Annotated in this window: 14 protein-coding genes; 11 read left to right on the top strand and 3 right to left on the bottom strand. The window is 72.0% G+C overall.

The annotated features are described in order from the left end of the window. Nucleotides 1-40: 40 nt before the first annotated feature. From hisD to hisF, 9 genes are read left to right on the top strand one after another with little or no spacing between them, the layout of a single operon-like run. Nucleotides 41-1,387: a histidinol dehydrogenase gene (gene hisD, locus ACWEJ6_RS22825; RefSeq protein WP_452425980.1), complete on the top strand. Its 1,347-nt coding sequence runs from the start codon at nucleotides 41-43 to the stop codon at nucleotides 1,385-1,387. Beyond that, a complete protein-coding gene (locus ACWEJ6_RS22820) occupies nucleotides 1,384-2,469 on the top strand; it encodes a histidinol-phosphate transaminase (RefSeq protein ID WP_387666501.1) in 1,086 nt (361 codons plus the stop codon). The genes hisD and ACWEJ6_RS22820 overlap by 4 nt, the downstream gene beginning before the upstream one ends. Further along, entirely contained in the window at nucleotides 2,466-3,059 is a 594-nt protein-coding gene (gene hisB / locus ACWEJ6_RS22815) for an imidazoleglycerol-phosphate dehydratase HisB (protein WP_352326348.1), read from the top strand. The genes ACWEJ6_RS22820 and hisB overlap by 4 nt, the downstream gene beginning before the upstream one ends. After that, entirely contained in the window at nucleotides 3,056-3,211 is a 156-nt protein-coding gene (locus ACWEJ6_RS22810; protein ID WP_358293892.1) for a hypothetical protein, read from the top strand. The genes hisB and ACWEJ6_RS22810 overlap by 4 nt, the downstream gene beginning before the upstream one ends. Further along, on the top strand, nucleotides 3,208-3,843 hold the full coding sequence (hisH, locus tag ACWEJ6_RS22805; RefSeq protein ID WP_387666505.1) for an imidazole glycerol phosphate synthase subunit HisH: 636 nt from the start codon (nucleotides 3,208-3,210) through the stop codon (nucleotides 3,841-3,843). The genes ACWEJ6_RS22810 and hisH overlap by 4 nt, the downstream gene beginning before the upstream one ends. Further along, complete coding sequence (locus ACWEJ6_RS22800) at nucleotides 3,840-4,169, top strand: hypothetical protein (RefSeq protein ID WP_358293888.1); 330 nt, start codon at nucleotides 3,840-3,842, stop codon at nucleotides 4,167-4,169. The genes hisH and ACWEJ6_RS22800 overlap by 4 nt, the downstream gene beginning before the upstream one ends. After that, nucleotides 4,170-4,892 (top strand): bifunctional 1-(5-phosphoribosyl)-5-((5-phosphoribosylamino)methylideneamino)imidazole-4-carboxamide isomerase/phosphoribosylanthranilate isomerase PriA, encoded by a 723-nt coding sequence (gene priA / locus ACWEJ6_RS22795; protein WP_352326353.1) that lies wholly within the window; start codon nucleotides 4,170-4,172, stop codon nucleotides 4,890-4,892. 32 nt (nucleotides 4,893-4,924) lie between these two features. Next, a complete protein-coding gene (locus ACWEJ6_RS22790) occupies nucleotides 4,925-5,314 on the top strand; it encodes a Rid family hydrolase (RefSeq protein WP_352326354.1) in 390 nt (129 codons plus the stop codon). After that, nucleotides 5,311-6,072: an imidazole glycerol phosphate synthase subunit HisF gene (gene hisF / locus ACWEJ6_RS22785; protein WP_352358369.1), complete on the top strand. Its 762-nt coding sequence runs from the start codon at nucleotides 5,311-5,313 to the stop codon at nucleotides 6,070-6,072. Before ACWEJ6_RS22790 ends, hisF begins: the two co-directional genes overlap by 4 nt. A gap of 84 nt (nucleotides 6,073-6,156) precedes the next feature. Here the strand turns inward: hisF and ACWEJ6_RS22780 are convergent, their stop codons facing one another. The 3 genes from ACWEJ6_RS22780 to ACWEJ6_RS22770 form a co-directional block, all read right to left on the bottom strand. After that, entirely contained in the window at nucleotides 6,157-7,518 is a 1,362-nt protein-coding gene (locus tag ACWEJ6_RS22780) for a glutamine synthetase family protein (RefSeq protein WP_452425967.1), read from the bottom strand. A 62-nt stretch (nucleotides 7,519-7,580) separates the two neighbouring features. After that, nucleotides 7,581-7,742 carry a hypothetical protein gene (locus ACWEJ6_RS22775; RefSeq protein WP_185844438.1) on the bottom strand — a complete coding sequence of 54 codons (162 nt, stop codon included), beginning with the start codon at nucleotides 7,740-7,742 and terminating at the stop codon, nucleotides 7,581-7,583. A gap of 163 nt (nucleotides 7,743-7,905) precedes the next feature. Beyond that, nucleotides 7,906-8,571 carry a TIGR03085 family metal-binding protein gene (locus ACWEJ6_RS22770; RefSeq protein WP_452425965.1) on the bottom strand — a complete coding sequence of 222 codons (666 nt, stop codon included), beginning with the start codon at nucleotides 8,569-8,571 and terminating at the stop codon, nucleotides 7,906-7,908. A gap of 117 nt (nucleotides 8,572-8,688) precedes the next feature. Between ACWEJ6_RS22770 and ACWEJ6_RS22765 the strand changes: the two genes are divergently transcribed. Further along, on the top strand, nucleotides 8,689-10,491 hold the full coding sequence (locus ACWEJ6_RS22765) for an ABC transporter ATP-binding protein (protein WP_452425978.1): 1,803 nt from the start codon (nucleotides 8,689-8,691) through the stop codon (nucleotides 10,489-10,491). Beyond that, a complete protein-coding gene (locus ACWEJ6_RS22760; protein WP_387666518.1) occupies nucleotides 10,488-12,266 on the top strand; it encodes an ABC transporter ATP-binding protein in 1,779 nt (592 codons plus the stop codon). Before ACWEJ6_RS22765 ends, ACWEJ6_RS22760 begins: the two co-directional genes overlap by 4 nt. Nucleotides 12,267-12,269: the final 3 nt, after the last annotated feature.

Raw genomic sequence — 12,269 nt, 5'->3', positions numbered from 1 at the left:
CAACCACGAGAACACCCGGGTCGAGCTGCTGTTCTCGCAGATGGCCGGCGGCCAGCTGGACGAGTACGCGGCCTTCGTCGACCGCTGCCTCGGCGGTTCCCTTCCTGCGGACCTGCGCGACGTGCTGCCCCGCGCCGAGCTCGACGTCGAGGCCGCCCTGGAGAAGGTGCGGCCCATCTGCGACGACGTGCGCCATCGCGGGGCGGCAGCCGTACGGGAGCTGACCGCCAGGTTCGACGGTGTCGAGATCGCCTCCGCCCGCGTCCCCGCCGACGTCGTCCGGCGGGCGCTCGACGAGCTCGACCCCCGGGTCAGGGCCGCGCTGGAGGAGTCGATCAGGCGGGCCCGGCTGGTCCACCGCGACCAGCGCCGTTCCGACGTCACCACGCAGGTCGTGCCCGGCGGCACGGTGACCGAGCGCTGGGTGCCGGTCGACCGGGTGGGCCTCTACGTGCCCGGCGGCCGTGCCGTCTATCCCTCCAGCGTGGTCATGAACGTCGTCCCGGCCCAGGAGGCGGGCGTCGCCTCGCTGGCCGTCACCAGTCCGGCCCAGAAGGAGTTCGGCGGGCTGCCCCACCCCACCATCCTGGCCGCGTGCGCGCTGCTCGGCGTCGACGAGGTCTACTCCGTGGGCGGGGCGCAGGCCGTGGCCATGTTCGCCTACGGCACCGAGGAGTGCCCGCCCGCGACCATGGTGACCGGCCCCGGCAACATCTGGGTCGCCGCCGCCAAGCGCCTGCTCAAGGGCCGCATCGGCATCGACTCCGAGGCCGGCCCCACCGAGATCGCCATCCTGGCCGACGAGACCGCCGACCCGGTGCACGTCGCCGCCGACCTGATCAGCCAGGCCGAGCACGACACGATCGCCGCCGCCGTCCTGGTCACCACCAGCCTTGAGCTGGCCGAGGCGGTCGAGAAGGAGCTGCCGGGCCAGGTCTCGGCCACCCGCCACTCCGAGCGCATCACCGAGGCGCTGGGCGGCCGGCAGTCGGGCATCGTGCTGGTCTCCTCGATCGACGACGGCATCAAGGTCGTCGACGCGTACGCGGCCGAGCACCTGGAGATCCACACCGCCGGCGCGGCCGAGGTCGCGGCCCGGATCCGCAACGCCGGGGCGATCTTCGTCGGCCCCTACGCGCCGGTCTCGCTCGGCGACTACCTCGCCGGGTCCAACCACGTGCTGCCCACCGGCGGCTGCGCCTGCCACTCCAGCGGCCTGTCGGTGCAGTCGTTCCTGCGCGGCATCCACGTCGTCGACTACACCCGCGACGCGCTGGCCGGCGCGGCGGCCCACGTGTCGGTGCTGGCCGATGCCGAAGACCTGCCGGCGCACGGCGCCGCGATCCGCGCCCGCTTCGACTGGCGAGTCCCCACGGAGTCAGAGTGAACCCCGCCGATGTGACCCTCGACGACCTGCCGATCCGCGACGACCTGAAGGGCCGCTCGCCCTACGGCGCGCCGCAGATCGACGTGCCGGTCCGGCTCAACACCAACGAGAACCCCTATCCGCCCTCGCCCGCGCTGGTCGCCGACCTGGCGCAGGCCGTCGCGGCGAACGCGGGCGAGCTCAACCGCTACCCCGACCGCGACGCCACCGGGCTGCGCGCCGACCTGGCCGCCTACCTGGGCCACGGGCTGAGCCCCGAGCAGGTGTGGGCGGCCAACGGCTCCAACGAGGTGCTCCAGCAGATCCTGCAGGCCTTCGGCGGCCACGGGCGCACCGCCATCGGGTTCGAGCCGTCGTACTCGATGCACCCGATCCTCACCACCGGCACCAGCACCGAGTGGATCAGCGCCGTCCGCGAGGACGACTTCTCCCTCGACCCCGGCAAGGCCGTCGCGGCGATCGAGGAGCACCGGCCCGACATCGTCTTCCTGGCCTCGCCCAACAACCCGACCGGCACCGCGCAGCCGCTGTCGACGATCGAGGCCGTGCTGGCCGCCGCGCCGGGCGTGGTGGTGATCGACGAGGCCTACGCCGAGTTCGCCCGCCAGGGCACTCCGTCGGCGCTCACGCTGCTGCCGCGGCACCCGAGGCTGATCGTCACCCGCACGATGTCCAAGGCGTTCGCCATGGCCGGCACCCGCCTCGGCTACCTGGCCGCGCACCCGGCCGTGGTGCAGGCGCTGCTGCTGGTGCGGCTGCCGTACCACCTGTCCACGCTCACCCAGACGGCCGCGCGGGTCGCGCTGCGCCACCGCGCCGAGCTGCTCGGCACGGTCGACGCGCTGCGCGCCGAACGCGACGCCACGGTCGCCTGGCTGCGCGGCAAGGGGCTGTCGGTGGCCGACTCCGACGCCAATTTCGTGCTGTTCGGGCGGTTCCCCGACCGGCGCAAGGTGTGGGAGGGCCTGCTGGCACGCGGTGTGCTCATCCGCGAGGTGGGCCCGCCAGAATGGCTGCGTGTGTCGATCGGCACCGGCGAGGAGATGGCGGCCTTCCGCGCCGCGATGGAGGAGGTTCTGTGAGTCGCGTAGGGCGCGTGGAGCGGGCAACGAAGGAGACCTCGGTCCTGGTCGAGGTGGGCCTCGACGGCACCGGCCTGGTCGACGTCTCGACCGGGGTGGGCTTCTTCGACCACATGCTGGCCCAGCTCGGCAAGCACGGTCTGTTCGACCTGACCGTCAAGACCGAGGGCGACCTGCACATCGACTCCCACCACACGATCGAGGACACCGCGCTGGCGCTGGGCGCGGCCTTCCGCCAGGCGCTGGGCGACAAGTCCGGCATCCGGCGGTTCGGCAGCGCGTCGTGCCCGCTGGACGAGTCGCTGGCCCAGGTCACGGTCGACCTGTCCGGGCGACCGTACCTCGTGCACACCGAGCCCGCGGGCATGGCCCCGATGATCGGCCCCGACTACGACACGACGATGACCCGGCACATCCTGGAGTCGCTGGTGGCCCAGGCGGCCATCTGCCTGCACGTGCACGTGCCGTACGGGCGCAACGCCCATCACATCGTCGAGGCCCAGTTCAAGGCGCTGGCCAGGGCGATGCGCGAGGCGTCCGAGCTCGACCCGCGCGCCTCGGGCGTGCCGAGCACCAAGGGTGTGCTGTGACCGACAACCTCATCGCGGGCGTCATGGTGTTCCTCGGGCTGTTCCTCGGCGGCGGCGTGTTCTCGCTGGCCAAGCAGGGTCTCAAGGTGGGCGCCGCGGTCTGCGCGCTCGGCGCGGCGATGGCGATCACGGCGGGGGTGTTGTGGTGGTGAGCAAGAACATCGTGGTGCTCGACTACGGCTCGGGCAACCTGCGCTCGGCCGAGCGGGCCCTGGCCAGGGTGGGCGCGGACGTCACCGTGACCGCCGACTTCGACGCGGCGCTCAACGCCGACGGGCTGGTCGTGCCGGGCGTCGGCGCGTTCGCGGCCTGCATGGCCGGGCTCAAGGGCGTGCACGGCGACCGGGTCATCGGCCGCCGCCTGGCCGGCGGGCGTCCGGTGCTGGGCATCTGCGTCGGCATGCAGATCCTGTTCGCGCGGGGCGTCGAGCACGGCGTCGAGACCGAGGGCTGCGGCGAGTGGCCCGGCACGGTCGAGCGGCTGGAGGCGCCCGTGCTGCCGCACATGGGGTGGAACACGGTCAAGGCGCCCGCTGAGAGCGTGCTGTTCGCCGGCCTCGACGCCGACACCCGTTTCTACTTCGTGCACTCCTACGGCGTGCGCGAGTGGGAGCTGCAGCCGGCCGACCCCGGTTTCGCCGCGCCCGTGGTGACGTGGGCCGAGCACGGCGTGCCGTTCGTGGCCGCCGCCGAGAACGGCCCGCTCATGGCCACCCAGTTCCACCCGGAGAAGTCCGGCGACGCCGGAGCCGCCCTGCTGAGGAACTGGCTAGAGACGGTATGAGCAAGGAGCGGGCGCGCCGGCGGGCCGAGCGGGAGGCCGAGCGGGCGCGCGCGATCCGGCTCAACGAGGAGCGGCAGGCACGCCGCGCCCGGCGCCGCGCTCTGATCGCCCGCCTGATCCCGCGCCCGGTCAGGTTCGCCCGGCAGGGCGGCCTGATCGCCCGCCGCCATCGCGCCCAGAACGTCGCGGTGGCGCTCGGCTTCCTGATCGTGCAGGCGATCGTGTGGCTGGTCTGGGGCTCGCCCGCGGTGAGCCTCGCCGTGTTCGTCTTCTCCCTGCTGCTCGCACCTGTTGTCGTGACCCTCGCTTTCGACCGGAGGACCTGAATGTCGCTCGTATTGCTTCCCGCCGTGGACGTCGCCGATGGCCAGGCCGTACGCCTCGTCCAGGGTGAGGCCGGGACCGAGACCGGCTTCGGCGAGCCGCTCGCCGCGGCGCTGGCCTGGCAGGAGGCGGGCGCCGAGTGGATCCATCTGGTCGACCTCGACGCCGCGTTCGGCAGGGGCTCCAACAAGGAGCTGATCAGCGAGGTGATCGGCAAGCTCGACGTCAAGGTGGAGCTGTCCGGCGGCATCCGCGACGACGAGTCGCTGGCCGCCGCCCTGGCCACCGGCTGCCGCCGGGTCAACATCGGCACCGCCGCCCTGGAGAACCCCGACTGGTGCCGGAAGATCATCGCCGAGCACGGCGACCGGATCGCGGTGGGCCTCGACGTGCGCGGCACCACGCTGGCCGCCCGCGGCTGGACCAAGGAGGGCGGCGACCTGTGGGAGGTGCTCGACCGCCTGGAGGCCGACGGCTGCCCCCGCTACGTCGTCACCGACGTGACCAAGGACGGCATGCTGCAGGGGCCCAACCTCGACCTCTACCGGCGGATCTGCGCACACACCGACAAGCCCGTGATCGCCAGTGGCGGCGTGTCCAGTCTTGACGACCTGGTGGCACTGGCTTCTCTCGTCCCGGACGGAGTGGAGGGAGCCATCGTGGGCAGGGCCCTGTACGCTCACGCGTTCACTCTTGAGGACGCGCTGGCCGCGGTACGCGTTTAGCTTCGCCGGGAGGGGGCGGAATGAGCGTCAGCATGGAAAGCACCGGTCCGAGGGTGTTCTCGGGCGGCATCTGGGAGGAGAAGTACGGGTACGCCCGCGCCGTGGTCGTGGGCGAGCGCGTGATCGTCTCCGGGTGCACGGCCACGATCGACGGCGAGGTACGCCACGTCGGCGACGCCTACCGGCAGAGCCTGACCGCCATCGACATCGCGCTGGACGCCGTCGAGGTCGGCGGCCTGACCCGCGAGGACGTCGTCATGGTCCGCTACTACGTGGTGGAGCAGCGCCACTTCGACCTCGTCGGCCGGGCCATCTACGAAGTCTTCGGGCACGTGCGGCCCGCCTGCACAGGAGTGAGGGTCGCCGGGCTGGTCGACCCTCGAATGCTGGTCGAGATCGAAATCGAGGCACTGCGAGCATGACCGTAGCGGTAAGAGTGATCCCCTGTCTCGACGTCGACGCCGGGCGGGTCGTCAAGGGCGTCAACTTCGAGAACATGCGCGACGCGGGAGATCCGGTCGAGCTGGCCAGGCGCTACGACGAGGAGGGCGCCGACGAGCTGACCTTCCTCGACATCACCGCCTCGTCCGGCGAGCGGGAGACCATGCTCGACGTGGTGCGCAGGACCGCCGAGCAGGTGTTCATCCCGCTCACCGTGGGCGGCGGCGTGCGCGCGGTCGACGACGTCAACCGGCTGCTGCGGGCCGGGGCCGACAAGGTGTCCCTGAACACCGCGGCCATCGCCAGGCCCGAGCTGCTGACCGAGGCGTCGCGGCGGTTCGGCGCGCAGTGCGTGGTGCTGTCGGTCGACGCCCGCCGGGCGCCGGGCATGCCCAGCGGGTTCGAGGTGACCACCCACGGCGGCCGGCGCGGTACCGGCATCGACGCGGTGGAGTGGTCGGCGCGCGGCGAGGAGCTGGGCGTCGGCGAGATCCTGCTCAACTCCATGGACGGCGACGGCACCCTCGACGGCTACGACCTGGAGCTGCTGCACGCGGTGCGTGCGGCGGTGCGGGTGCCGGTGATCGCCAGCGGCGGGGCCGGCCGGCTTGAGGACTTCCCGCCGGCGATCGAGGCCGGGGCCGACGCCGTGCTGGCCGCCAGCGTGTTCCACTTCGGCACGCTGAAGATCGGCGACGTCAAGGAGACATTGCGCATGGCGGGCCACCCGGTCCGCTGAGGCCACCTGGTCCGCTGAGGCCGCCTGCCGGCCCCGCCCGCGCGGGGCCGGTGGCGCGGGGCCGGCGGGCGGCCAGCAGGGCGGTCAGAACACCCGCAGGTGGTGGAAGAGCTCGTAGGAGGCGTCCTTGGCGGCGAACGCGGCCGCCTCCGAACGTTTGACCGCCAGGTACGCGCTGCGCCGCAACGGCCCGAGCGCCTCCATGAGCACCTCGTCGGCCTCCAGCGCGTCGAGCGCCTCCTCCAGGGAGCCGGGCAGGCGGGGATAGCGGTCGGGCACGGTGTCGGGATCGATGTCCACGGCCTCGCCCGGGTCGAGCTTGCGGCGGATGCCGTCGAGCCCCGCGTGGATGACCGCGCCGAGCGACAGGTACGGGTTGGCCGAGGAGTCCGACGGCTTCAGCTCCAGGTTCGGCTCGCCGCTCTCGCCCAGCGGCGAGCACACGCGCACGGCCGCCTCCCGGTTGTCGGGGCCGTAGACCGCGTACGCGCTGGACCACATGCGGGGTGAGAGCCGGCGGAAGCTGTTGACGCTGCCGCAGGTCAGGGCGGTCAGGCCGGGCAGGTGGGCGATCAGGCCGCCGATGAAGTGCGCGCGTTCCGGGCCGTCCTCGGCGAACAGGTTCCGGGTGTCGCGCCACAGCGACAGGTGCAGGTGGGCGCCGTTGCCGGCCTGGTCCGCCAGGGGCTTGGGGGCCAGCGAGGCCCACATCGACATGCGCATCGCCACGCCGCGCACGGTCTCCCGGTAGAGCACGTGGTTGTCGGCGGCGCGCAGCGGGGGAGCGTGGTGCACCGACAGCTCCTGCTGGCCGGGGCCGAGCTCGGGGTGGTAGTGCTCGACGCGCAAGCCCTGGGTCTCCAGCGCGCGCATGAGCCTGATCGTGTAGTCGTGCGCGGTGTCGAAGCCCGTGCCGGCGTAGCAGAGAGAGTCGTCGAGCGGCACCAGCCGGTCGGGGCCGCCATTGGGGTCGGGCAGGCGGCGGCCGAGCGTGAACTCGGGCTCGAAGGCCGCCTCGATCCGGTAGCCGTCGCCGGCCAGCTCCGCCACGGCGTCCTTGAGGAACGTGCGGGCGCAGGCTTCCCACGGTGAGCCGTCGGGCCGCCGCAGGTCCGACAGCATCGCGGCGGCGCCCGGTGCATGGGGCAACGGGACGAACGTGGCCGGGTCGGGGACAATGCGAACCTCGCCCACCGGACCCAGGTGCTCGACCTCCTGAAGCTGGTCGAGCATGTTCATCGCCATCATGGCCACCGTGTGCCCGATGCCCGAGTTGAGCCGTTCGGCCAACCGGGACCGGGACGCCGCCTTGCCACGGACCACGCCACCGTGGTCGGCGTACAGGAAACGGATCAGCTCGATGCCCTCAAGCTCTGCCCGTTCGAGGACGCGCCGGGCCTGCGGATCGAGCTGATTGATCTTGTTGCCGCTGGGGCGATCTCTCATCCTGCCTGCGTAACACGATCTGTCAGCGCGTGGAAGCACCTAGCGCGGACAGAACGCGAACGTCAGGTCAGAACGTTCGTAAAGAAGACCGCCAATTGGTTGGCTCCTTGGACAATTCCGTCAAACACGCCGTTGACCGCGGCCGCCGCCTGGGCCGGCCGGGTGAACAGGTAGAAGACCACGAACGCCACCAGAACGTACGTAGCCACCTTCTTGACCTGCATGGGGGGCCTCCTGCAGTCCATTCCCAGCCGTATATACCCGGATCTGGGCGATCACGGTCATCTTCTGTGAAGATGTCCAAGATCCTAACCGGGGGGCTTCTTTCCTGTGCCATCGTACGGGCTGGAGGTTTAAGACGAGGGGTTTCTGGGCCGAGGGTTTCGGTCAGAATCCGAGCCGGGCTTCGGTTGCCCGGCTCACCGCCGCGTCGTCGCCGGTCAGCTCCACCCGGGCGTGCTCCTGCCGGCCGAAGCAGAACAGCAGCAGCTCCTGGGCCGTGCCGGTGACCTGAACCTTGGCGCCCTCCCGAGCCCCGCCGAGCGCCACCCCGCCGACCGCCCCGCCTCTCGCACCGTCTCTCGCACCGTCTCCCGTGCGGCGCAGCACCAGGCGCACCGGCGAGCGGCGCAGCATGATCCGGGCGCCCGCCGACACCCGCTTCCAGATGAGCTCGTCGAGGTCGGCCGGCAGCTCGCGCGGCTCCCATCCGGGCTGCGCGCGGCGCACGTCCTCGTGGTGGACGAAGAACTCCAGCGTGTTGACCGCCTTGTCCAGGAAGGGCAGCAGCCCGTAGACGCCGCCCGGCCGGCGCGCGATGCCCACCAGCTCGGGGTAGGGGTGCCTGGCCTTCAGGCCGTTCTGGACCGAGGCGGTGTAGCCCGCCAGCGCGCTGATCCCGATGCCGCCCATGGCGTCCGGCCGGCGCTCGCGCAGCACGAGGTGGGCGGCCAGGTCGTAGGTGGTCCACCCCTCGCACAACGTGGGCGCGTCGGGGCCGAGCCGGTCGAACAGGTCGCAGAGCGCGGTGCGTTCGCCACGAGCGTGAGTCACCTGATCAAGCCTACCTGTGGGAATAAGGAGACGACCGGCCGTGATAGGGACATAGATAGAAATATCGACGTTTGAAGGGAAAAATACCGAGTGGCGAGCAAGGTCACCTCGGCCGTCATGCGTCAAGGACTGCGGGTCCTTGGGGTGGCCATTCGCACGGAGAGAGCCGTGTTCGCGATGGCCGCGCTGGCCAGCGCGGTCTACGGCGGCATGACCGTCGCCTCGGCCTGGGCACTGGGCTGGGCGACGCAGAACGTGGTGCTGCCCGCCTTCGACCAGGGCCGGACCTCCGCCGGCGCCATGTGGACCGGCGCGCTGCTGATCATCGGCACCGCGCTGCTCAAGGCGATCGGCGTGGCGGGGCGGCGCATCCTGGCCGGCGTCGTGCAGTACCGCATGCAGGCCAGGTCACGCAGGGACGTGACCAAGCAGTACCTGCGGCTGCCGCTGTCCTGGCACCACCGGCACCCGACCGGGCAACTGCTGTCCAACGCCAGCGCCGACGCCGAGGCCGCCTGGGCGCCGCTCGCGCCGCTGCCGATGGCCGTCGGCGTGCTGGTCATGCTGTTCACCGCGGCCGTCGCCATGCTGTTCACCGACCTCGTGCTCGCGCTGGTGGGCTTCCTGATCTTCCCGGCCATCGCCGTGCTGAACCTGGTCTACCAGCGCCGGCTCAGCCCCCTGGCCACCCGCGCCCAGCAGCTGCGCGCCGAGGTGAGCGAGATCGCGCACGAGAGCTTCGACGGCGCGCTGGTCATCAAGACCCTCGGCCGCGAGGAGCTGGAGACCGACCGGTTCCGCCGCCGCGCCCACGAGCTGCGCGACGCCAACATCGCCGTCGGCCGGGTGCGCGGGCTGTTCGACCCCATGCTGGAGGCGCTGCCCACGATCGGCGTGCTCGCCGTGCTGGGGGTCGGCGCGCTGCGTCTGTCCACCGGCTCGATCGACTCCGGCGACCTGGTGCAGGTCGCCTACCTGTTCACGCTGCTGGCCTTCCCGATCAGGGCGCTGGGCTGGGTGCTGGCCGAGCTGCCGCGCAGCGTCGTCGGCTGGCAGCGGGTGCAGGCCGTGCTCGACGCCGAGGGCTCCATGGACTACGGCGACACGCCCGTGGCCTCGTCCGGGCCCGCCGAGCTGAAGGTGGCCGGCGTGTCCTACGCCTACGACCAGGCCGAGGTGCTGCACGACGTCACCTTCGACGTGCCGCCCGGCCGTACCGTGGCCCTGGTGGGGCCGACCGGGTCGGGCAAGTCGACCCTGGTCCAGCTGCTGGTCCGGCTCGTCGACCCCGGCTCCGGGCAGGTGATGCTCGACGGCGTCGACGTGCGCGACCTGCCCTACGGCGCCATCGCCGGCTCGGCCGCGCTGGTGCCGCAGCAGACGTTCCTGTTCGACGACACCGTACGCGGCAACGTCGCGCTCGGCCTGGACGCCGGCGACGAGGACGTGTGGGCCGCGCTGCGCCTGGCCCAGGCCGACGGCTTCGTCGGCCGCCTGGGCGACGGGCTCGACACCCGCGTCGGCGAGCGCGGCGCGTCGCTGTCCGGCGGCCAGCGCCAGCGCATCGCGCTGGCCCGCGCGGTGGTCCGCCGCCCGCGCCTGCTCATCCTCGACGACGCCACCTCCAGCGTGGACCCCCAGGTCGAGGCCAAGATCCTGCACGGGCTGCGGGACACCGCGGAGGCCACGACCGTCGTGGTCGTCGCCTACCGGATGGCCACCATCGCCCTGGCCGACGAGGTGGTCTACCTCGACCACGGCCGGGTCGAGGACCGCGGGACCCACGAGGAGCTGCTCGTGCGCTGCCCCGGATACCGCAACCTGGTGACCGCCTACGAACGCGAGGAGGCCGAACGGGCCGCCATCGACCTGTCGCCGGCCCCGGACGCCGAAGAGGAAGAGGAAGAGGTCAGCGCATGAGCGAGGCGCTCCAGGGCAACGTCGAGCGGTCGGCGCTGGCCACCATCTGGCACGGCCTGTCGCTCACCCCCGAGTTCCGCAAGGGGCTGGCCGGCACGCTCGGGCTGGCCGTCGTGGCGACCATCGGCAAGATCATCGTACCGATCGCGGTGCAGCAGACGATCGACACCGGCATCAAGAGCGGCACGCCGGACCTGCCGTACATCACCCGGGCCGTCCTGGTGTGCGCCGCGGCCGTGCTGCTGACCGCGCTGGCCGGCTACATCATGAACGTGCGCCTGTACAAGGCCACCGAGTCCTCGCTGGCCAGCCTGCGCGTGCGCGGCTTCCGGCACGTGCACGACCTGTCGGTGCTCACCCAGAACAGCGAGCGGCGCGGCGCGCTGGTCTCGCGGGTCACCAACGACATCGACCAGATCAGCACGTTCATGCAGTGGGGCGGGCTGATGATCATCGTGGCGTTCGGCCAGCTCTTCGTGGCCAGCGTGCTCATGCTGGTCTACTCCTGGCAGCTCACGCTGCTGGTGTGGGTGTGCTTCGTGCCGCTGATGATCGCGCTGCCGCGGTTCCAGCGGCTGTTGTCGCGGGCGTACACGACCGTGCGCGAGCGGACCGGCGACATGCTCGCCGCGGTCAGCGAGTCCGTCGTCGGCGCCGCCGTCATCAGGGCCTACGCCTCCGAGCGGCGTACCGCGGACCGCATCGACAAGGCCGTGGACGCCAACAGGGCCGCGCAGATCAAGGCGCAGACCATCGTCGGCTTCGTCTTCCCGCTGACCGAGATCGTCGCCGCGCTGGCCATCGCCGGGATCGTGCTGCTCGGCGTCCGGCTCGGCGTGTCCGGCGACATCACCGCGGGCAAGCTGGTGGCCTTCCTCTTCCTGGTCACGCTGTTCGTCTCGCCGCTGCAGACCGCCACCGAGGTGCTGAACGAGGCCCAGAACGCGGTGGCCGGGTACCGCCGCATCCTGGGCGTCCTGGACACCCCGCCGGACGTCGCCGACCCCGGCGAGAAGGGCGTGCGGCTGCCCAGGGGCCCGATCTCGGTGGCCTTCGAGAACGTGCACTTCTCCTACCCGGGCGGCCCTCCCGTGCTGCGCGAGGTCTCGCTGGAGATCCCGCCGCGCTCGCGCGTCGCCGTCGTCGGCGAGACCGGGTCGGGCAAGACCACGTTCGCCAAGCTGCTGACCCGGCTCATGGACCCGGTCGGCGGCCGTGTCACGGTGGACGGCCACGACCTGCGCGACGTGCGCTTCTCCTCCCTGCGCGAACGCATCGTCATGGTCCCCCAGGACGGCTTCCTGTTCGACGGCACCCTGGAGGACAACGTCCGGTACGGCAGGCCGCCGGCCACCCGCGAGGAGATCCAGCTCGCGATGACCGAGCTGGGCCTGGCCGACTGGGTCGAGGGCCTGCCGGCGGGCCTGGACACGCCCGTCGGCCAGCGCGGGGAGTCGCTGTCGGCGGGCGAGCGCCAGCTCGTCGCCCTGGCCCGCGCCTACCTCGCCGACCCCGACCTGCTGCTGCTGGACGAGGCCACCTCGGCCGTCGACCCGGCCACCGAGGTGCGTCTGGCCCGCGCGCTGGAGGGCGTCACCAGGGGCCGCACGGCCGTCTCGATCGCCCACCGGCTCTCGACGGCGGAGAACGCCGACGAGGTGCTGGTGTTCGACGCCGGCCGCCTGGTGCAGCGCGGCCCGCACGCCGAGCTGGTCACCCAGCCCGGCGTCTACGCCGATCTGCACGCCTCCTGGGTCTCGGCGGCGCACTCCTGAGCG

Source organism: Nonomuraea sp. NPDC004702, assembly GCF_053601695.1.
Note: the sequence above shows the minus strand (reverse complement) of the source record. Positions and strands in the feature narration are given on the sequence as shown.